At 63.0% G+C, this 20,472-nt stretch carries 19 protein-coding genes; 15 read left to right on the plus strand and 4 right to left on the minus strand.

The window, feature by feature from the left end; all coding sequences use genetic code 11:
- The first annotated feature begins 144 nt into the window (after window positions 1–144).
- Together M653_RS0101780 and M653_RS0101785 are read left to right on the plus strand one after the other, a co-directional pair.
- Window positions 145–1,641, plus strand: a complete 1,497-nt coding sequence (locus M653_RS0101780; RefSeq protein ID WP_027141740.1) for a CoA-acylating methylmalonate-semialdehyde dehydrogenase — start codon at window positions 145–147, stop codon at window positions 1,639–1,641.
- 294 nt (window positions 1,642–1,935) lie between these two features.
- A complete protein-coding gene (locus tag M653_RS0101785) occupies window positions 1,936–2,241 on the plus strand; it encodes a hypothetical protein (protein WP_027141741.1) in 306 nt (101 codons plus the stop codon).
- Between the two features lie 13 nt (window positions 2,242–2,254).
- On the opposite strand, the gene M653_RS0101790 is transcribed toward M653_RS0101785, so the two are convergent.
- On the minus strand, window positions 2,255–2,905 hold the full coding sequence (locus tag M653_RS0101790; RefSeq protein ID WP_032934915.1) for a GntR family transcriptional regulator: 651 nt from the start codon (window positions 2,903–2,905) through the stop codon (window positions 2,255–2,257).
- Window positions 2,906–3,016: 111 nt separating this feature from the next.
- Between M653_RS0101790 and M653_RS0101795 the strand changes: the two genes are divergently transcribed.
- The 13 genes from M653_RS0101795 (at window position 3,017) to M653_RS0101860 (ending at window position 17,881) form a co-directional block, all read left to right on the plus strand.
- Window positions 3,017–3,910 carry a dihydrodipicolinate synthase family protein gene (locus tag M653_RS0101795; protein WP_027141743.1) on the plus strand — a complete coding sequence of 298 codons (894 nt, stop codon included), beginning with the start codon at window positions 3,017–3,019 and terminating at the stop codon, window positions 3,908–3,910.
- A gap of 39 nt (window positions 3,911–3,949) precedes the next feature.
- On the plus strand, window positions 3,950–5,263 hold the full coding sequence (locus M653_RS0101800) for an FAD-binding oxidoreductase (protein ID WP_198028680.1): 1,314 nt from the start codon (window positions 3,950–3,952) through the stop codon (window positions 5,261–5,263).
- Window positions 5,264–5,277: 14 nt separating this feature from the next.
- Entirely contained in the window at window positions 5,278–6,279 is a 1,002-nt protein-coding gene (locus M653_RS0101805) for a 4-hydroxyproline epimerase (RefSeq protein ID WP_027141745.1), read from the plus strand.
- Window positions 6,280–6,614: 335 nt separating this feature from the next.
- Complete coding sequence (locus tag M653_RS0101810) at window positions 6,615–7,517, plus strand: branched-chain amino acid ABC transporter permease (protein ID WP_015315217.1); 903 nt, start codon at window positions 6,615–6,617, stop codon at window positions 7,515–7,517.
- 4 nt (window positions 7,518–7,521) lie between these two features.
- Window positions 7,522–9,117, plus strand: coding sequence for a high-affinity branched-chain amino acid ABC transporter permease LivM (livM, locus tag M653_RS0101815; RefSeq protein WP_027141746.1), 1,596 nt, complete (start codon window positions 7,522–7,524; stop codon window positions 9,115–9,117).
- Complete coding sequence (locus M653_RS0101820; RefSeq protein ID WP_027141747.1) at window positions 9,117–10,589, plus strand: ATP-binding cassette domain-containing protein; 1,473 nt, start codon at window positions 9,117–9,119, stop codon at window positions 10,587–10,589. Before livM ends, M653_RS0101820 begins: the two co-directional genes overlap by 1 nt.
- Entirely contained in the window at window positions 10,589–11,317 is a 729-nt protein-coding gene (locus M653_RS0101825; RefSeq protein WP_027141748.1) for an ABC transporter ATP-binding protein, read from the plus strand. Before M653_RS0101820 ends, M653_RS0101825 begins: the two co-directional genes overlap by 1 nt.
- A gap of 16 nt (window positions 11,318–11,333) precedes the next feature.
- The gene (locus M653_RS0101830) at window positions 11,334–11,681 is read left to right on the plus strand and encodes a DUF6867 family protein (protein WP_027141749.1); all 348 of its coding nucleotides are present in this window, start codon (window positions 11,334–11,336) and stop codon (window positions 11,679–11,681) included.
- A 137-nt stretch (window positions 11,682–11,818) separates the two neighbouring features.
- Window positions 11,819–12,937 carry a branched-chain amino acid ABC transporter substrate-binding protein gene (locus M653_RS0101835; RefSeq protein WP_027141750.1) on the plus strand — a complete coding sequence of 373 codons (1,119 nt, stop codon included), beginning with the start codon at window positions 11,819–11,821 and terminating at the stop codon, window positions 12,935–12,937.
- A 275-nt stretch (window positions 12,938–13,212) separates the two neighbouring features.
- The gene (gene pyc, locus M653_RS0101845; protein ID WP_027141751.1) at window positions 13,213–16,671 is read left to right on the plus strand and encodes a pyruvate carboxylase; all 3,459 of its coding nucleotides are present in this window, start codon (window positions 13,213–13,215) and stop codon (window positions 16,669–16,671) included.
- Window positions 16,672–16,830: 159 nt separating this feature from the next.
- On the plus strand, window positions 16,831–17,091 hold the full coding sequence (locus tag M653_RS0101850; RefSeq protein ID WP_015315223.1) for a DUF2312 domain-containing protein: 261 nt from the start codon (window positions 16,831–16,833) through the stop codon (window positions 17,089–17,091).
- A 50-nt stretch (window positions 17,092–17,141) separates the two neighbouring features.
- Window positions 17,142–17,585 (plus strand): hypothetical protein, encoded by a 444-nt coding sequence (locus M653_RS0101855; protein WP_027141752.1) that lies wholly within the window; start codon window positions 17,142–17,144, stop codon window positions 17,583–17,585.
- Window positions 17,582–17,881, plus strand: coding sequence for a hypothetical protein (locus M653_RS0101860; protein WP_027141753.1), 300 nt, complete (start codon window positions 17,582–17,584; stop codon window positions 17,879–17,881). The genes M653_RS0101855 and M653_RS0101860 overlap by 4 nt, the downstream gene beginning before the upstream one ends.
- Before the next feature lie 63 nt (window positions 17,882–17,944).
- On the opposite strand, the gene msrB is transcribed toward M653_RS0101860, so the two are convergent.
- From msrB to M653_RS0101875, 3 genes are all read right to left on the minus strand, one after another.
- On the minus strand, window positions 17,945–18,349 hold the full coding sequence (gene msrB, locus M653_RS0101865; RefSeq protein ID WP_027141754.1) for a peptide-methionine (R)-S-oxide reductase MsrB: 405 nt from the start codon (window positions 18,347–18,349) through the stop codon (window positions 17,945–17,947).
- A gap of 112 nt (window positions 18,350–18,461) precedes the next feature.
- Window positions 18,462–19,259: an MBL fold metallo-hydrolase gene (locus M653_RS0101870; protein ID WP_027141755.1), complete on the minus strand. Its 798-nt coding sequence runs from the start codon at window positions 19,257–19,259 to the stop codon at window positions 18,462–18,464.
- Between the two features lie 18 nt (window positions 19,260–19,277).
- Window positions 19,278–20,468, minus strand: a complete 1,191-nt coding sequence (locus M653_RS0101875) for a VWA domain-containing protein (protein ID WP_027141756.1) — start codon at window positions 20,466–20,468, stop codon at window positions 19,278–19,280.
- Window positions 20,469–20,472: the final 4 nt, after the last annotated feature.

Below are 20,472 nucleotides of genomic sequence, written 5' to 3' on the forward strand. Positions count from 1 at the left end.
CCAGCACACCTTACCATTTGCGGCAATTGATGCACAGGTCTCGTTTGTTATCTATTTCCCGCACAACGGTTGCGTTCTCCGTCGCGTTGCCTTCGCCGCCGCAAAGGCGGACAATACGGCATCACAAACAAAGGGAGAGAAATCATGATCGATTACGGTCATTTCATCGGCGGCAAGCGTGTCGCCGGCACCAGCGGCCGCAAGCAGGACGTCATGCAGCCGATGGACGGCACAGTGCGCGGCACGGTGGCGCTGGCCTCGCAGGCGGAGCTGCGCGCGGCGGTCGAGAATGCCAAGGCCGCGCAGCCCAAATGGGCGGCGACCAATCCGCAGCGCCGCGTGCGCGTGCTGATGAAATTCCTCGAACTGGTCGCCCGCGACTATGACGAACTGGCCGAGATCCTGGCGCGCGAACATGGCAAGACCATCGCCGACGCCAAGGGCGACATCCAGCGCGGCCTCGAAGTCGTAGAGGTCTGCATCGGCGCGCCGCATATGATGAAGGGTGAGTTCACCGACGGCGCCGGCCCCGGCATCGACGTCTATTCAATGCGCCAGCCGCTCGGCGTCGTCGCCGGCATCACGCCGTTCAATTTCCCGGCGATGATCCCGCTTTGGAAGATCGCACCGGCGATCGCCTGTGGCAACGCCTTCATCCTGAAGCCTTCGGAGCGTGATCCGGGCGTGCCGATGCGCATTGCCGAGCTGTTCATCGAGGCCGGCCTGCCGGCTGGCATCCTCAACGTCGTCAACGGCGACAAGGATGTCGTCGACGCTATCCTCGACGATCCCGACATCAAGGCCATCGGCTTTGTCGGCTCGACGCCGATCGCCCACTACATCTATTCGCGCGGCACGGCGGCCGGCAAGCGCGTGCAGTGCTTCGGCGGCGCCAAGAACCACATGATCATCATGCCCGACGCCGACATGGACCAGACCGTCGACGCGCTGATCGGCGCCGGTTACGGCTCGGCCGGCGAGCGCTGCATGGCGATCTCGGTGGCCGTGCCGGTCGGCAACGACACCGCCAACCGGTTGATGGAAAAGCTGATCCCGCGCGTCGAGAGCCTGAAGGTCGGACCGTCGACGGACTCGGCCGCCGATTTCGGCCCGCTGGTCACCGCCCAGGCGCTGGAGCGCGTCAAGGGTTATGTCGATACCGGTGTCAAGGAAGGCGCCAAGCTCGTCGTCGACGGCCGCGGCTTCAAGATGCAGGGCTATGAGGACGGCTACTATATGGGCGGTTGCCTGTTCGACAACGTGACGGCGGACATGCGCATCTACAAGGAAGAGATCTTTGGACCGGTGCTCTCGGTGGTGCGCGCGCCGACCTATGAGAACGCCATCAAGCTCGCCAACGATCACGAGATGGGCAATGGCGTCGCCATCTTCACCCGCGACGGCGACGCGGCGCGTGACTTCGCCAGCCGTGTCCAGGTTGGCATGGTCGGCGTCAACGTGCCGATCCCGGTGCCGATCGCCTACTACACCTTCGGCGGCTGGAAGGCGTCTTCCTTCGGCGACCTCAACCAGCATGGCCCGGACGCGTTCCGCTTCTATACCAAGACCAAGACGGTGACCTCGCGTTGGCCGTCCGGCATCAAGGATGGCGCCGAATTCGTCATCCCGACGATGAACTGACCGGACGTTTTCTTCGTCTGCGCGTCCTCGCTCCGGGCGCGCGGGCAGGCATCAAGGATGGCGCCGAGTTCGTCATCCGGACGATGAACCGACCGGACGAGAAGACGCGATTTTACTCAAGGCCTAAGTCCCCGGACTTAGGCCTTTTGTCTTTGCAAACGCTAATGTGATGGAACCGGCGGGGGCTCGCGGGACTTAGGGCTGCAATCCTGCCGTGGAGGAGGCGCGGCAGACAACCAGGGCGCCGCACGGCGGGCCGGTGGCATTGCATCGTCCGGCGCAAGGAGGTGTCAGATGACACGACGTCTTACGGCGACACTGTTCGTTGCGGCGATGGCGATGTGCACCGGCGCTGCTCAGGCAAATGCGGCCGGGCAATGCGCGGCACGCGCCGATATCGTGAAAGCGCTCGGTGAGAACTTCCACGAAAGCGAAGCCGGGCGCGGCCTGATCAATCCCAATGTGGTCCTCGAAGTGTTCGTTTCCGATCAAGGCAGCTGGACGGTTCTGGCTTCCGACACGAAGGGCCAGAGTTGCATCCTGTCGGTCGGCGAGGGCTGGGACAGCCCAACGATCAAGGCGGCCTTGCCGGGCGCCTGAATTATTTTTGCAGTTAGCGCGTCGCGGCCACTTCGGCATGGCCGCGCAGCAGCGCCATCAGTTTCTTGGCGTCCTTTGCGGCGCCTTCCTCGTCGCCGTCCAGGATCGAGCGGATCAACGCGACATGGTGCTCGGCGGATTCCGCCAGCCCGGTGTCCGCCTTGTAGCGGAACCAGAAGCGGCGGCTGTGGGTCTGCAGGGGGGCGGCCAGCCGGGCGGCGAACGGGTTGTCGGCAGCCAGCGCCAGCGCCTCGTCGAGCGCCTTGTCGGCCTGGATGAAGGCGAGCACATTGCCCGAGATGACTGCCTTCTGCATGGCGAGCGCCGCCTCGTGAAACAGGTCGGCGGCCTCGCGGGTGACGAAACGGGCGGCTGATCGTGCGAGCACCACCTCGACGCCGCGGCGGGCATCGAGTACACGCAGCCAGTCGCCCGGATGCAGCGGCGCGATCGCGATGCCGGCGCGGGGCCTGACGTCGAGCAGCCCTTCCCAGGCCAGCCGCTGGATCGCCTCGCGCACCGGCGTGCGGCCGAGCGCCAGCCGCTCGATCAAGGAACCCTCGGTGACAAAACTCGCCGGGGCCAGTTCGAGCGTGACGACCATGTGCTCAAGGACACGGTAAGCCTTGATCGCCGCAGGCTCCGACAGGGTGGTTGCTTCCATGGATATCAAAGCCGGTCTCCTGATATATCTAGAATATATCATAACGGATTCCGCATTGACAGCGACTTTCCTAACAGATATACGGCTGATATATCAGATGGAGAAATAGCCATGTGGACCGGAGTTTTCCCCGCCGTCACGACCAAATTCACCGCCGACGACCGGCTCGACCACGCCGAAATGGAGCGTTGCTTCAGCTTGCAGATGGAGGCCGGCTGCGACGGCATCATCGTCTGCGGCTCGCTCGGCGAAGGGCCGATGCTGTCGCCTGACGAGAAGATCGAGGTGCTGAAGACCGCGCAGAAGGTCGCAGGCAAGAAGCCGGTGCTGCTGACGGTCAACGAGGCCGGCACTCGGGAGGCGGCCAGCATCGCCAGGCGCGCCGCCAAGGAAGGCGCCAACGGACTGATGGTGGTACCGAGCCCGATCTACCACACCAACGCGGAAGAGACCGTGGCGGCCCTGCGCGCCGTGGCCGAGGCCGGCGACTTGCCGGTCATGATCTATTCCAACCGGCTCGCCTATCGCGTCGACGTCACCGTCGACCAGATGGAGGAGCTGGCATCGGACAAGCGCTTCGTCGCCATCAAGGAATCTTCCGACGACATCCGCCGCTCGACCGAGATCATCAACCGCCTGGGCAGTCGCTACGACCTGTTCACCGGCGTCGACAATCTCGCCTTCGAGGCGCTGTCGGTCGGCGCCATAGGCTGGGTGGCCGGCCTGGTCACCGCCTTCCCGCGCGAGACCGTCGCCATCTACCAGCTGATGAAGCACGGCCGCCGCGAAGAGGCGCTCGCCATCTACCGCTGGTTCCGGCCGCTGCTCGACCTCGATGTCTCGACCTATCTGGTGCAGAACATCAAGCTTGCCGAAGTGTTCGCCATCAACACCAACGATCGCGTCCGCATGCCGCGCATGCCACTGTCGGGCGAACGCCGCAAGACCGTCGAGAAGATCGTCAGGGATGCACTGGCGGTACGGCCAACGCTGCCGCAATTCTAAGGAGAAGATGCCGGCAGCCAGGTGAAGGGCAGCGCCCACGTGACAGGAAGTACCAAATCGACAGAAGCGGGGCGCCGCCCCGCCCTTCGGGCGCCTTCTAACCGTGAACGGGGAGAAGGGAAAGACATTGCCATCGTCGGTGGCGGCATCATCGGTATTTGCGCGGCTGCCTTCCTCGCCGAGGCCGGGCTGGATGTCACGGTCTTCGACCGCACCGGCATCTGCGAGGAGACGAGCTCGGGCAACGCCGCCGCCTTTGCTTTTTCCGATGTGCTGCCGCTGGCGCACAAGGGTATGATCAGGCAGCTGCCGAAATGGCTCGCCGATCCACTCGGCCCGCTCAGCATCCCGCCCGCCTACCTGCCCAAGCTGCTGCCCTGGCTGATCCGGTTCTGGCGCGCCGGCGCGCCGGGGAAATACGAGGCGAGCCTGACGGCCCAGGCCGGCATGATGAAGCTTGCCGAGGCCGAATGGATGGATCTGCTCGATCGGTCCGGCACGCGGCCGATGCTGCGCGAGGACGGTTCGCTCGAGCTCTACGAAAGCGAAGCCGAGTTCCGCGCCTCACTGTCGGGCTGGGCGGCGCGCGAGCGCTTCGGCATCGGCTTCCGCCATGTAGAAGGTGAAGACCTCGCGGGCTTGCAGCCTGGGTTGTCACCGCGCTTCGTCAAGGGCACCTTCGTGCCGGGATGGAAGACGGTCGCCGATCCAAAACTGCTCGGCAAGGCGGTGTGGGCTTACGCGCAGTCCAAAGGCGCCCGCTTCGAGATGGCCCGCATCGACAGCGTCGCCGCGAATCAGGATGGTGCGACGCTGACGCTGGCCGATGGCTCGACAAGACATGCCAGGCACATCGTCATTGCCGCGGGCGCCTGGTCGCACCTGCTGGCGCGGCAACTCGGCGATCGCATTCTGCTGGAGACCGAGCGCGGCTACAACACGACGCTGCCGACGAGCGCTTTCGACGTGACGCGGCAGCTGATCTTTTCCGGTCATGGCTTCGTCATCACCCCGCTCGAAACGGGCCTGCGCGTCGGCGGTGCCGTGGAGCTCGGCGGCATCGAGCGACCACCCAATTTCAACAGGTCGAAAGCGCTCCTGCAGAAGGCGCAGAAATTCCTTCCGGGGCTCGATCCCTCGGGCGGACGCGAATGGATGGGGTTCCGGCCCTCGCTGCCGGACTCGGTGCCCGTCATCGGCAAAGCGACGCGAAGCCGGTCGGTGATCTACGCCTTCGGTCACGGCCATCTCGGCCTGACCCAGGCCGCGGCAACCGGGCGGTTGATCAGGGAATTCGTTCTGGGGCAGACTTCGTCCGTTGATCTGGCCCCCTTCAGCCCACAACGGTTTTGATCTTGAGGAGCGACATGGCCAAGAAATCCTTCTTCTGCATCGACGGCCACACCTGCGGCAACCCGGTGCGGCTGGTCGCCGGCGGCGGGCCGCTGCTGCAGGGCTCGACGATGATGGAACGGCGCGCGCATTTCCTCGCCGAATACGACTGGATCCGCACCGGCCTGATGTTCGAGCCGCGCGGCCATGACGTGATGTCCGGCTCGATCCTCTATCCGCCGACACGCGAGGATTGCGACATCGCCATCCTGTTCATCGAGACGTCCGGTTGCTTGCCCATGTGCGGCCACGGCACCATCGGCACGGTGACGATGGCCATCGAGCACGGCTTGATCAAGCCGAAGACGCCGGGCGTGCTCAGGCTCGACACGCCGGCCGGCCTGGTCATCGCCGAATACAAGCAGGTCGGCGAGTATGTCGAGGAGGTGCGCATCACCAATGTGCCGTCCTTCCTCCATGCCGAAGGGCTGACAGTCGAATGTCCAGGGCTGGGTGAAATAACGGTCGATGTCGCCTATGGCGGCAATTTCTATGCCATCGTCGAACCGCAGGCGAACTATCGCGACATGGCAGACTATTCCGCCGGCGACTTCATCGCCTGGAGCCCGGTGGTGCGGCAGCGGCTCAACGAGAAGTATTCCTTCGTGCATCCGGAGAACCCCGGCATCGCCGGGTTGTCGCACATGCTGTGGACCGGCAAGCCGACGGTCGAGGGCGCCGATGCCCGCAATGCTGTTTTCTACGGCGACAAGGCGATCGATCGCTCGCCCTGCGGCACCGGCACATCGGCGCGCATGGCGCAGCTTCATGCCAAGGGCAAGCTTAGGGCGGGCGACGCCTTCGTCCATGAATCGATCATCGGCTCGCTGTTCAAGGGCAAGGTCGAAAAAGAGGTCACCGTGGCTGGCAAGCCGGCGATCATCCCCTCGATCGGCGGCTGGGCGCGCATGACCGGACTGAACACCATCTTCATCGACGACCGCGACCCGTTCGCGCATGGTTTCGTGGTCAAGTAGGAGAATCCTGACCTTGCGGAAAGGAGTGTGACGAAAAAACGAACCATGTCAGGAACGCAACGATTCTTCTCATCACCTAATCTTGACGGTGATTTCTTCGAAACGGAGCGCATGATGCGGCGCAATCGTCAAAGACATTGCGTTATGCCAATGATAGGGTCCGCGATAGTCCAGGGGCTGGGTGCGAAAAACGGGCGATCGGGAAGACGTGACTTGGAACCACGCGGAGCGGTCAAAAAAATCACGTTGCAATCCGGGCTCGAAACTTTACGACTAGGGGAAATACGAAAAGGAATGCGTCTGCATGGGCGACATTCCAGGGGAGCCATGTACACATGCAGTATTTTGTCCAGCAGCTTATCAATGGGCTGACGCTGGGATCGATCTATGGGCTGATCGCAATCGGCTACACGATGGTCTACGGCATCATCGGCATGATCAATTTCGCCCATGGCGACATCTTCATGGTGGGCGCCTTCACGGCACTGATCGTCTTCCTCATCCTCGGCGCGCTGTTTTATTCGGTGCCCGTGGTCATCGCGCTGCTGGTCATGATGATCGTGGCGATGCTGCTCACCAGCCTCTACAACTGGACGATCGAGAAGGTGGCCTACCGGCCACTGCGCGGTTCGTTCCGGCTGGCGCCGCTGATCACCGCCATCGGCATGTCGATCGCGCTGTCGAACTTCGTCCAGGTGACGCAAGGCCCGCGCAACAAGCCGATCCCGCCGATGGTCAGCCAGGTCTACAACATCAACGGCGTCAGCGTGTCGCTGAAGCAGATCATCATCGTCATCGTCACCGCTTTGCTGCTGGCGCTGTTCTGGTACTTGGTCAACAAGACCTCGCTCGGCCGGGCGCAACGCGCCTGCGAGCAGGACCGCAAGATGGCCGCACTGCTCGGCATCGACGTCGATCGCACCATCTCGATCACCTTCATCATGGGCGCAGCCCTTGCCGCCGTCGCCGGCACGCTGTTCCTGATGTATTACGGCGTCATCGCCTTCTCGGACGGCTTTACGCCCGGGGTAAAAGCTTTCACGGCGGCGGTTCTTGGCGGCATCGGCTCATTGCCAGGTGCCGTGCTGGGCGGCCTCCTCATCGGCTTCATCGAGAGCATGTGGTCGGCCTATTTCTCGATCGACTACAAGGACGTCGCCGCCTTCTCGATCCTGGCGATCGTGCTGATCTTCCTGCCTTCCGGCATCTTGGGCCGGCCAGAAGTCGAAAAGGTCTGAGACCATGGCCGTGACCGTATCTCCAGAGCGCGACCTCGTCGCCAGCCCCATGCAGCGCGCGCTGCGCGAGGCCTTCTATGCCGGCGCGATAGCGCTTGGCCTGTTCGTGCTGTTCATCGGCCTCAGGACCGACCAGAACATTTCCAACGAACTGGTCGTGGTGCAGCGCTGGGGCCTGCTTGCCGCGGTGGTGATCGCCACGGCCGTCGGGCGTTTCCTCTATGTCGCCTACGGCCAGCCCTTCATGGCTAACCAGAAGATCGCCGATGTCGCCACCGGGCTCATGCCGGCAAGTGTGGCATCCCGCTTCTTCACCCTGCCGACCTTCATCGGAGCGGTCGTCGCCATGGTGCTGCTGTTCGTGTTCAACAGCTCTCTCGCCGGATGGGTTGGGGCAGAACCGGCCGGCTACCTGCAATTCCTGCGCGCCCTGGCGGTCATCTATGTGCTGGCCTGCGTGATCTATTACTTCCGCGCCTTCATCCATGCCAACTTCACCAAATTGGGCATCTCGGCATTGGTGCTGTACCCGATCCTCGTCGTCGCGGTGCTGTCACTCAACGCCTGGTCGGTCACCACCGGGCTGCAGGGTTCGTTGAAATGGGTCGATAATTTCGGCATCCAGATCCTGATCTATGTGATGCTGGCCTGGGGACTGAACATCGTCGTCGGCCTCGCCGGTCTGCTCGATCTCGGCTACGTCGCTTTTTATGCGCTTGGCGCCTATGCCTATGCGCTTCTCGCCACGCATTTCGGCCTGTCGTTCTGGATACTGTTGCCGGCCGCGGGCGCCATGGCCGCGCTCTGGGGGGTGCTGCTCGGCTTTCCCGTGCTGCGCCTGCGCGGCGACTATCTGGCGATCGTGACGCTCGCCTTCGGCGAGATCATCCGCCTCGTGCTGATCAACTGGCGCGAGGTCACCAATGGGTCGGCCGGCATCTCCGGCATTCCCAAGGTCAGCTTCTTCGGCTTGATGTCGTTCAACGTGTCGGACCCGAATTACATCGCCAAGGTGCTGAACATCGCCACGTCCAGCGCCTACTACAAGATCTTCCTCTACTACCTGATCCTTGGGCTCTGCCTGCTAACCGCCTTCGTCACCATCCGGCTGCGGCGCCTGCCGGTCGGCCGCGCCTGGGAAGCCTTGCGTGAGGATGAGATCGCCTGCCGCTCGCTCGGTATCAACACCACCACCACCAAGCTGACGGCCTTTGCCACCGGTGCCATGTTCGGCGGCTTCGCCGGTTCGTTCTTCGCCGCGCGGCAAGGTTTCGTCAGCCCCGAATCCTTCGTCTTCCTGGAATCGGCCATTATCCTCGCCATCGTCGTGCTCGGCGGCATGGGCTCGCTGGTCGGCATCGCCGTCGCCGCGATGGTAATGATCGGCGGCACCGAGGCGCTGCGCGAACTCGACTTCCTCAAGCAGGTCTTCGGGCCCGATTTCACACCGGAACTCTACCGCATGCTTCTGTTCGGCATGGCCATGGTCATCGTCATGCTGTGGAAGCCGCGCGGCTTCGTCGGCAGCCGTGAACCGACAGCCGTCCTCAAGGAACGAAGAGCTGTCTCAGGCTCCTTCACCAAGGAGGGCCACGGCTGATGAATGCGACCACGCAAATGAACGATGCCATCCTGCAGGTCGATCATCTGTCGATGAAGTTCGGCGGCCTGGTCGCCATCGGCGACCTGTCCTTCACCGCCAGGCGCGGCGAAATCACGGCGCTGATCGGCCCCAACGGCGCCGGCAAGACCACCGTGTTCAACTGCATCACCGGCTTTTACAAACCGTCGGAGGGCATGATCACGCTCAACCGGGCCGATGGTTCCAGCTACTTGCTGGAACGGCTGCCCAACCATGAGATCCCGGCGCGCGCCAAGGTGGCGCGGACCTTCCAGAACATCCGCCTGTTCTCGGGGATGACGCTGCTGGAGAACTTGCTCGTCGCCCAGCATAACAAGCTGATGAAGGCTTCGGGCTATACGATCCTGGGCCTGTTCGGCTTCAGCGGCTACCGCAAGGCCTCGGCCGAATCGGTGGAGCTTGCCAAGCACTGGCTGGAAAAGGCCGACCTCGTCGATCGCGCCGACGATCCGGCCGGCGACTTGCCCTACGGCGCGCAGCGGCGGCTCGAGATCGCACGCGCCATGTGCACCGGTCCTGAGCTTCTTTGCCTCGACGAACCGGCGGCCGGCCTCAACCCGAAGGAATCGGCGGCGCTGAACGAACTGCTGATGGACATCAAGCACACGACCGGCACCTCGATCCTGCTGATCGAGCACGACATGTCGGTGGTCATGCAGATTTCCGACCACGTCGTGGTGCTCGAATATGGCCGCAAGATCTCCGACGGCAATCCGCAGTCGGTGCGCACCGACCCGCGCGTCATCGCCGCCTATCTCGGCGTCGACGACGAGGAGGTCGAGACCGCGCTCACCGAAGTCGGTGACGAGGACGTCATCGAACAGCTCGATATCGGTCCCGACTCGGCGCATGGCCCGGGGACGTCGTCGTCGTATCTTGCCGGGCCGGTGAGCGACACCGTCGGCCATAGCGAAGGCGAGCGGGTGACCGTGTCGAAGGGCGCTTCCAAGGCAGCACAGATCGACGCCCGCGCCGCCACCGTGGCAAGCAGGCCTGTCGCACCGGCGCCAGCCAAGCCCGCGCCGAAGAAAGCGGCACCAAGGAAAACGGCCGCCAAGACACCTGCCGCGAAGGCCGAAGGCGTTTCGAACCGGCTCGCTGCCCCCCGTGGCGGCAAGGCCGACAATCTGACCCGCATCAAGGGCATCGGGACGGTCAACGAGAAGAAGCTCAACGAACACGGCATCTTCCACTTCGACCAGATCGGCGCCTGGAAGAAGGCCGATGTCGAGGCGGTCGAGGCCTATCTCGCCTTTGACGGACGCATCGCGCGCGAGGAATGGGTCAAGCAGGCGAAGCTGCTCGGTCAGGGCAAGGATACGCAATTCTCGCGCCGCGTCGATGCGGGCAAGGTGGCGACCAGTCATGCTTCCGGCAAGGCCGCGGGCACAGGCAAGCCCGTCCAGGGCAAGCGCGGAGGGGGCAAGTGATGGCCGCGACAACGCTGCTCGATATCAAGGGCGTGGAGACCTATTACGGCAACATCCGCGCGCTGAACGGTGTCAACGTCACCGTCAAGCAAGGTGAAATCGTGGCGCTGATCGGCGCCAACGGCGCCGGCAAGTCGACGCTGATGATGACCATCTTCGGGGCTCCGCGGGCCCGCACGGGCACCATCACCTTCGCCGGAGCCGATATTACCCAGTTGCCGACGCACGAAATCGCACGCATGCGCATCGCACAGTCACCCGAGGGCCGGCGCATCTTCCCGCGCATGACGGTAATGGAAAACCTGCAGATGGGCGCCAGCCTCGACAACCTCAAATACTATGGCGAGGACGTCGAGAAGGTGTTCACGCTGTTCCCCAGACTGAAGGAGCGCATCGCCCAGCGTGGCGGGACCTTGTCGGGCGGCGAACAGCAGATGCTGTCGATCGGACGCGCACTGATGGCGCGGCCGAAACTGCTTCTGCTCGACGAGCCGTCGCTGGGTCTGGCGCCGCTGATCGTCAAGCAGATTTTCGATGCCATCCGCGAATTGAACCGCACCCAAGGGCTGACCGTGTTCCTGGTCGAGCAGAACGCGTTCGGCGCGCTCAAGCTCGCCACGCGCGGCTATGTCATGGTCAATGGCAATGTGACGATGAGTGGCACCGGCAAGGAACTGCTCGCCAATCCGGAAGTGCGCGCCGCCTATCTTGAAGGCGGACATCACTGAGTTCAGGAGACTTCCCATGCAAGGCATTCTCTACGAGGAACCGTCGATCTGGCAGTTTTTCTTCGTCACCTGCCTGCTCGGCGGCTGGGCGGCCTGGATGACCGGCAAGGCCAGTGCCCAGACATGGCGCAGCTTCATCCAGCTGTTCGCCTATATGCTCGGCCTCGGCATCGGTATCCGTTTCATCCATCATGCGCTGTTCAACGGCACGATGTTCTCGCTGCATTACTATATCGTCGATACCATCGTGCTGATGATACTGGGCTTCGTCGGCTATCAATACACACGAACCAACCAGATGGTCACACAGTATAATTGGCTCTATGAAAGAGCTTCCATCTTGAGCTGGAAACCGAAAGATTGATGTTCATCATTAACGCCGCGTCAGGGATGAATCGGCGTGACAAGTGCCTGAAAATCGGCAAACTATGCTTTCTGCGATAAGGGTGGGCATCGCATGAAAGCTTCATCCACGCCCACTCCGTTAATGGGAGCGTTTAAATGAAAAAGTCACTTTTGTCCGCCGTAGCCCTGACCGCGCTCGTCGCGTTCGGCGGCAACGCGTGGGCTGATGTAATGTTCGCGGTCGCCGGGCCGATCACCGGTCCGAACGCGGCCTTCGGCGCACAGCTGCAGAAGGGCGCCGAAGCGGCGGTCGCCGATATCAACGCCAAGGGCGGTATCAATGGCGAGCAGATCAAGCTTGAAGTCGGCGACGACGTCTCCGATCCGAAGCAGGGCATCTCGGTCGCCAACAAGTTCGTCGGCGACGGCGTCAAGTTTGTGATCGGACACTTCAACTCGGGCGTGTCGATCCCGGCCTCCGAAGTCTATGCTGAAAACAATATCGTCGAAATCACGCCGGCCGCGACCAACCCGAAGTTCACCGAGCGCGGCCTGTGGAATGTGTTCCGTACCTGCGGACGCGACGACCAGCAGGGCAGCATCGCCGGCGCCTATATCGCCGCGAACTTCAAGGATGCCAAAGTCGCCGTGATCCATGACAAGACCCCTTACGGCCAGGGCCTCGCGGACGAAACCAAGAAGGCGATGAACGCCGCGGGCGTCAAGGAAGTGATGTATGAAGGCGTCAATGTCGGCGACAAGGACTTCTCCGCGCTGATCGCCAAGATGAAGGAAGCCGGCGTCACCCTGATCTACTGGGGTGGCCTGCACACCGAAGCCGGCCTGATCATCCGTCAGTCCGCGGACCAGGGCCTCAAGGCGCCGATGATGTCGGGTGACGGCATTGTGACGGACGAACTCGCCGCCATCGCGGGCGACGCTGTCGCCGGCACGCTCAACACGTTCGGCCCCGACCCGCGGCTGATCCCGGCCAACAAGGAACTCGTCGAGAAGTTCCGCGCGCAGGGTTTCGAGCCGGAAGCCTACACGCTCTACGCGTATGCCGCCGTGCAGGTGGTCGCCGAGGCGGCCGCCGCCGCCAAGACGAACGATCCGCAGGCCGTCGCCAAGGCGATGCATGAAAACGGGCCGTTCCCTTCCGTTCTGGGCGATCTCGCCTATGACGCCAAGGGCGACCCGAAGCTGCCAGGCTACATTATGTACGAATGGAAGAAGAAGGACGACGGGAAGTATTCCTGGTTCCCGAAGTCGTAATTCATTCGGATCCGAAACCAACGATGCCNGGCGCCTCGCGCCGGGCATTTTCTTTGACGCGCCGGCAGTGGTGAGATCCCTGCTTGGTTGGGAAGATCGCATCCAGGATCGAAATTGTCGCCATTGTTCCGTCCGTTCGAACGAATGCGTGCGAGTGTTGGCCGGATAATTGATTTAAATCGGTTTAAACCGGCGTCGATTTTGTTTGCACTGCAGCATTTTCACGTTAATCATTGCCTCGATTTCCCGTCCCTTCCGCTGCTGGAGCCCAGTCCTTGGCCATCACGAAGATCCTCGTCGCCAACCGGTCAGAAATCGCAATCCGTGTCTTTCGCGCAGCCAATGAACTTGGCCTCAAAACCGTGGCGATCTGGGCCGAGGAGGACAAATATTCGCTGCACCGCTTCAAGGCCGATGAAAGTTACCAGGTCGGGCGCGGACCGCATCTCAGCAAGGACATGGGGCCGATCGAGAGCTATCTGTCGATCGAGGAGGTGATCCGCGTCGCCAGGCTTTCGGGCGCCGATGCCATCCACCCCGGCTACGGGCTGCTGTCGGAAAGCCCCGAATTCGCCGAGGCCTGCGCGCAAGCAGGCATCACCTTCATCGGACCGAAGCCCGACACGATGCGCCGGCTGGGCAACAAGGTCGCCGCGCGCAATCTCGCCATTGAGGTCGGCGTGCCCGTGGTGCCGGCCACCGATCCGTTGCCGGACGATTTGGAGGCGGTCAAGGAACTCGCCAAGACGGTCGGTTATCCGGTCATGCTGAAGGCTTCGTGGGGTGGTGGTGGCCGCGGCATGCGCGCCATCCGTTCCGAGGCCGATCTCGCTCGCGAGGTCATGGAAGGCAAGCGGGAGGCGAAAGCCGCCTTCGGCAAGGACGAGGTCTATCTCGAAAAGCTGATCGAGCGCGCTCGCCATGTCGAAGTGCAGGTGCTTGGCGACACTCACGGCAATGCCGTGCACCTGTTCGAGCGCGACTGCTCGATCCAGCGCCGCAACCAGAAGGTCGTCGAGCGCGCGCCGGCGCCCTATCTCAGCGAGGACCTGCGCCAGGAACTTTGCGGCTACGCGCTGAAAATCGCGCGCGAGACCAGCTATATCGGCGCCGGCACCGTCGAATTCCTGCAGGACGCCGATACCGGCAAATTCTACTTCATCGAGGTCAATCCGCGCATCCAGGTCGAGCACACCGTCACCGAGATGGTGACCGGCATCGACATCGTGAAGGCGCAGATCCATATCCTCGACGGCTTCGCCATCGGCACGCCGGAATCGGGCGTACCGGCGCAGAGGGACATCCGGCTGAACGGCCATGCCTTGCAGTGCCGCATCACCACCGAAGACCCCGAACACAATTTCATTCCGGACTACGGCCGCATCACCGCCTATCGCGGCGCCACCGGCTTCGGCATCCGCCTCGACGGCGGCACGGCCTATTCCGGCGCGGTCATCACCCGCTTCTACGATCCGCTGCTGGAGAAGGTCACGGCCTGGGCGCCGACGCCGGCAGAGACGATCGCCCGCATGAACCGCGCCTTGCGCGAGTTCCGCATCCGCGGCGTCGCCACCAACCTCACTTTCCTCGAAGCGATCATCAATCATCCGAGCTTCGCCGACAATTCCTATACGACGAGGTTCATCGACACGACGCCGGAGCTGTTCCAGCAGGTCAAGCGCCAGGACCGCGCCACCAAGCTGCTCAACTATCTGGCCGACGTCAGCGTCAATGGTCATCCCGAGACGCGCGGGCGGCCGACGCCAAAGGCCGACGCGGCGCCGCCCGTGGTGCCCTATCTCAACGGCAATGTGCCGAGCGGCAGCAAGCAGAAGCTCGACGTGCTCGGGCCGGAGAAGTTCGCCGCCTGGATGCGTGAGCAGAAGGAAGTGCTGGTCACCGACACGACGATGCGCGACGGCCACCAGTCGCTGCTCGCCACCCGCGTGCGTACGCATGACATTGCCGGCATCGCCGGCACCTATGCGCGCGCCTTGCCGCAGCTTCTGTCTCTCGAATGCTGGGGCGGCGCCACTTTCGACGTCGCCATGCGCTTCCTCACCGAGGATCCGTGGGAGCGGCTGTCGCTGGTGCGGGAAGCAGCCCCCAACCTGTTGCTGCAGATGCTGCTGCGCGGCGCCAACGGCGTCGGCTACACCAATTATCCCGACAATGTCGTGCAGCATTTCGTCAAGCAGGCGGCAAGCGGCGGCATCGACCTGTTCCGCGTCTTCGACTGCCTGAACTGGGTCGAGAACATGCGCGTCGCCATGGACGCCGTGGGCGCCGAGGGCAAGCTGATCGAAGCGGCGATGTGCTATACCGGCGACATCCTCGATCCGGCGCGGGCCAAGTACGACCTCAAATATTATGTCGGGCTGGCCGAGGAATTGCAGGCCGCCGGCGCCCATATCATCGCGGTCAAGGACATGGCCGGCCTGTTGAAGCCGAGTGCCGCCCGTGTGCTGTTCAAGGCGCTGCGCGAGGCGACCGACCTGCCGATCCATTTTCACACCCACGACACATCGGGTCTGTCGGCGGCAACCGTGCTGGCGGCGGTGGAAAGCGGCGTCGACGCCATCGACGCGGCGATGGACGCCTTCTCCGGCAACACGTCGCAGCCATGTCTGGGTTCGATCGTGGAAGCACTGAAGGGCACCGAACGCGACCCGGGCCTCGACCCGCAATGGATCCGCAAGATCTCGTTCTACTGGGAAGCCGTTCGCAACCAATACGCCGCCTTCGAGAGCGACCTGAAAGGTCCGGCTTCCGAGGTCTACCTGCACGAAATGCCGGGCGGGCAGTTCACCAATTTGAAGGAACAGGCCCGTTCGCTGGGGCTAGAGACACGCTGGCACGAAGTGGCGCAGACCTATCACGACGTCAATCTGATGTTCGGCGACATCGTCAAGGTGACGCCGTCCTCGAAGGTCGTCGGCGACATGGCGCTGATGATGGTGAGCCAGGACCTGACCGTTGCCGATGTCGAGAACCCGGCCCGCGACATCGCCTTCCCGGACTCGGTCGTCTCGATGCTGCGCGGCGACCTCGGCCAGTCCCCGGGCGGTTGGCCGCGGGTGCTGCAGAAGAAGGCACTGAAAGGCGACAAGCCGATCACGGCGCGGCCCGGTTCGTTGCTGAAGCCGGCCGACCTCGAGAAGAGCCGCAAGGAGATCGAGGACAAGCTCGAGCGCAAGCTGTCGGAATACGAGTTCGCCTCGTGGCTGATGTATCCGAAAGTGTTTTCCGACTTCGTCGCCGCGCAGGAAACCTACGGCCCGGTCAGCGTTCTGCCGACGCCGACCTATTTCTATGGCATGAAATCGGAAGACGAGATTTTCGTCGATATCGAAAGGGGCAAGACCTTGGTCGTGCGCTGCCAGGCGTTCGGCGATGTCGATGAGAAGGGCATGGTCACCGTGTTCTTCGAGCTCAACGGCCAGCCGCGACGTGTGAAGGTGCCCGACCGCGCGCACGGTGCATCGGCAGCCAAGGCGCGCCGCAAGGCGGAGCCTGGCAACGAGGCGCATGTCGGAGCGCCGATGCCGGGTGTGGTTTCGGCGCTTGCGGTCGCCGCCGGCCAGGCGGTCAAGGCCGGCGACGTGCTGCTCTCCATCGAAGCGATGAAGATGGAAACGGCGTTGCACGCCGAGCGCGACGGTACGGTTGCCGAGGTGCTGGTCAAGGCCGGCGACCAGATCGACGCGAAGGATCTGCTGATCGCGTTCAACTGAGAGCTCGCGAGAAACGAGCAGGCCGTCGGCTTCTGGCGGCAGGTTTGGCGAGCTGTTCGATAACGGCTTGACCCGCCGGCCTTGGTCGGGCATCGAACCGCTGAAATTCGCCGCGGCACGTTCCCCGAGTCGCGGCGCGGAACCGATTTTGGAGAAAACATGGCCGACGATATCACCGAGACCAGCCAGACTGTTGCCGCCGGCCAGCTGCGTGCCTTGATCGAGCGCATCGAGAGGCTCGAGGAAGAAAAGAAGACGATTTCGGACGACATCAAGGAAGTCTTCGCCGAGGCCAAGGGCACCGGCTTCGACACCAAGGCAATCCGCACCATCATCCGGTTGCGCAAGAAGGACCAGGCCGAGCGCCAGGAGGAGGATGCCATCCTCGATCTGTACATGGCCGCGCTCGGCATGGTCTAAGACTGGACACAGTCCGGGGCGTCAGTGCGGCGCCCTCAACGGTTCGAACCATGAGCGAATTCGACTTCGGCGGCCGTCGCGCCTCGGAATTCCGCCATCGCGGCTTCTGGTCGCTGTTTGCCGAACGGCATCCGGAAGAAAGGGCCCTGCTGGCGCGGCGCGGACCCTGGTTCTGGCAGCGCGGGCTGCCCGACTTCGCACTGGTCCTTTCCATGTATGTCGCGCCGGCGCAGAACCATGTCGGCGTCTTCTTCGGGCGCAACGAGAAGTTCGGCGCCACGCAAAGCTGGTCGCGGCTGGAGCCGTTCCGGCCGGCAATCGAAGACAGGCTGAAACTCAGGCCGGAACAAAGCTGCGAAGACCTCGGCATCAATTCGATGTGGCGGGTCAATTGCTTTCCCGAGGACAACTGGCCTGCCATGACCGACTGGCTGGTGACGGAATGCTCACGGGTCGAGCGCGCCGTAACCGAAGTGCTGGGGCAGGGTAAGTGATCGCGGATTTCTTCCGCTCGCGTTGGCTTGGCGAGGTGCCGGTCGACCGGCTGTTCTGGCGTGACATGATGCTTGTCGGGACCGTGATCAATATTGCGTCGTCTGCTGCGGCGCTGATCCTGCTTGGGATGAAGATGCCGCTCGGTCTTGTCCTGGCGGTGCATTTTGCACCGGTGCCCTACAACGTCTTCCTGACTTTGGCGGTCTGGCGCACGGCAGAGAAGGCCGGCGGTGCCAGGGCTTCGCTCTTCATGCTCGGATCAGCGCTCTGGCTGATCGCCACGATCGTCGTCTGACGAGACGACCCGTACGAAAAAGGGCGGCCAGAGCCGCCCTTCGCGAGAAATGATGACGCCTGTTCAGGCCGCGGGCTCGAATTTCAGCGCCACGCCATTGATGCAGTAGCGCAGGCCGGTCGGCGGCGGGCCGTCCTCGAAGACATGGCCGAGATGGCTGCCGCAACGAGAGCAGTGGCATTCGGTACGGACCATGCCGTAGCTGCGGTCGACCGTGTTCTCGACCGAGCCCGGAACGGGATCGTTGAAGCTCGGCCAGCCGGTGCCGCTCTCGAACTTCAGCGTGGATTGGAACAGCGGCTGGTCGCAGCCAACGCAAGAAAAAGTGCCGGCACGCTTCTCATAGAGCAGGGCGCAGCTCCCCGGCCGCTCGGTGCCATGGTTGCGCATGACCGCGTATTGCTCCGGCGTCAGCCGGGCGCGCCATTCGGCGTCGGTGCGGGTTACGGGGTAGGTGTGGGTGTCCATTTGATCTCCTCAGCCTTGGCGGCTCGTTCTTGGTTGCAACCGGATATTCGCAACAAGATAGGCGTTTGTTACGGCATTTGCCCGCATTTTCGAGCGGACCACCTGGAATTCCTCAGGCGATCGCCGCGAGATAGCGCGTGACGGAGGCGGCTAGCGCCGTCTTCGCATCGCCGATGATGTTCTGGTTCCACCATGCGCCGTAGATATCGTCGAAGGCGAACGGCGAAAGGACTGCCGCGATGCGGTGTATGGCGGCAGCATTGAGCGGGATCTGGTTCGGATAGCTGTACATGAAGCTGACATGGCGGCGTGTCGGCGTCACCTGCAGGATGTCTCCGGTCAGCAGGGCATCGGCACCGTCGCGTTTCCAGTGCAGCACCTGGCCGCCGGCAAAGTGGCCGCCGCAGCGGATGAGTGTCAGCGACGGGTTGATGGCCAGCGTCTCGCCTTGCCAACTGACGATCGAGCGATGCGGCCGCATGATCCATTGCCGGTCGTCGGCATGGAGATAGATCGGCACGCCGCCAAACGCCTCGCTCCATTCGACCATCACCGAATAGTAATGGCAGTGCGAGATGGCGATCGCGGCAAGGCCGCCGCGGCGGTTGATCTCCGCCACCGCCTCGTCGCTTACCATCGAGATGCAGTCCCATAGCACATTGCCGTGCGGCGTTTGCGCCAGCAGCGCCCGCTGGCCGATGGCGAAGCGCGGCTCGATGCCAAACGCGAGCACGCCGGCGTCGTCCTTCATCACCAGCCGATGCGCGGCGGCGAGTTGTTGCGGCGTGGTCCAGGCCTGGCCCTCCCAGCGCACATACTGCCGTTCGTCCTCGCAAATCGGGCAGTGTCGCGGTGGCGTTTCCGTCCCCGCGAACTGGACGCCGCACTGCAAGCAGAGGAAGCAGGTCATCTGATCTCCCGTGGTCCTTCAGTGCTTTCTTGAAAGCTGCTTCGTAGCACCTTCGAGCCCGGCCATTGTCAGCGGAAACATGCTGCCGCCGAAGATGTCACGGATCATCGCGATCGAATGGGTAAAACCCCAGTTCTTTTCACTCTCGGGATTAAGCCACACCGCGTTCGGCCATTGCTGCAGCAGCCGGCCGAGCCAAACCGTTCCGGCCTCGGGGTTCCAGTGTTCCACCGAGCCGCCGGGGTGGGCGATCTCGTATGGACTCATCGAGGCATCGCCGACGACGATGACCTTATAGTCCGGACCATATTTGTGGAGGAGGTCAAAGGTCGGAATCACCTCGGCATGGCGGCGGCGATTGTCCTTCCACACGCCTTCGTAGATGCAGTTGTGGAAATAGAAATATTCGAGCTGGCGGAATTCGGCGCGGGCGGCCGAAAACAGTTCCTCGACGCTTTTGATATGGTCGTCCATCGAGCCGCCGACATCGAAGAACATCAGGAGCTTCACCGCATTGCGGCGCTCGGGCCGTGTCTTGACGTCGAGGTAGCCGTGCTCGGCGGTGGCGTGGATGGTACCGGGCAGGTCGAACTCTTCCTCCGCGCCTTCGCGCACCCAGCGGCGCAGCCGCTTCAGCGCGACCTTGATGTTGCGGGTGCCGAGTTCGATGGCATCGTCGAAATTCCTGAACTCGCGCTTGTCCCAGACCTTCACCGCGCGGCGGTTGCGGCCTTCATGCTGGCCGATGCGGACGCCTTCGGGGTTGTAGCCATAGGCGCCGAAGGGCGAGGTGCCGCCGGTGCCGATCCATTTCGAGCCGCCCTGGTGGCGGCCCTTTTGTTCCTCGAGCCGCTGCTTCAGCGTCTCCATCAGCTTGTCGAAGCCGCCAAGCGCCTCGACCAGCTTTTTCTCCTCCTCGGTCAGGTGTTTCTCGGCGAGCCGGCGCAGCCATTCCTCTGGAATGTCGGCGACATTGACGGCATCCGGGCCACCCAGCGCTTCGATGCCCTTGAAGACATGCGCGAACACCTGGTCGAAGCGGTCGATATGACGCTCGTCCTTCACCAACGCAGCGCGGGCGAGATAATAAAAACCCTCGATGTCATAGTCTACCAGCCCGGCTTCCAGCCCCTCCAGCAGCGACAGGTATTCCCTGAGCGAAACGGGAACACGCGCTGCCTTCAGTTCGAGGAAGAAGGGGATGAACATGGCC

The organism is Mesorhizobium sp. WSM3626 (assembly GCF_000513935.1).
GTDB classification, from domain to species: domain Bacteria; phylum Pseudomonadota; class Alphaproteobacteria; order Rhizobiales; family Rhizobiaceae; genus Mesorhizobium; species Mesorhizobium salmacidum.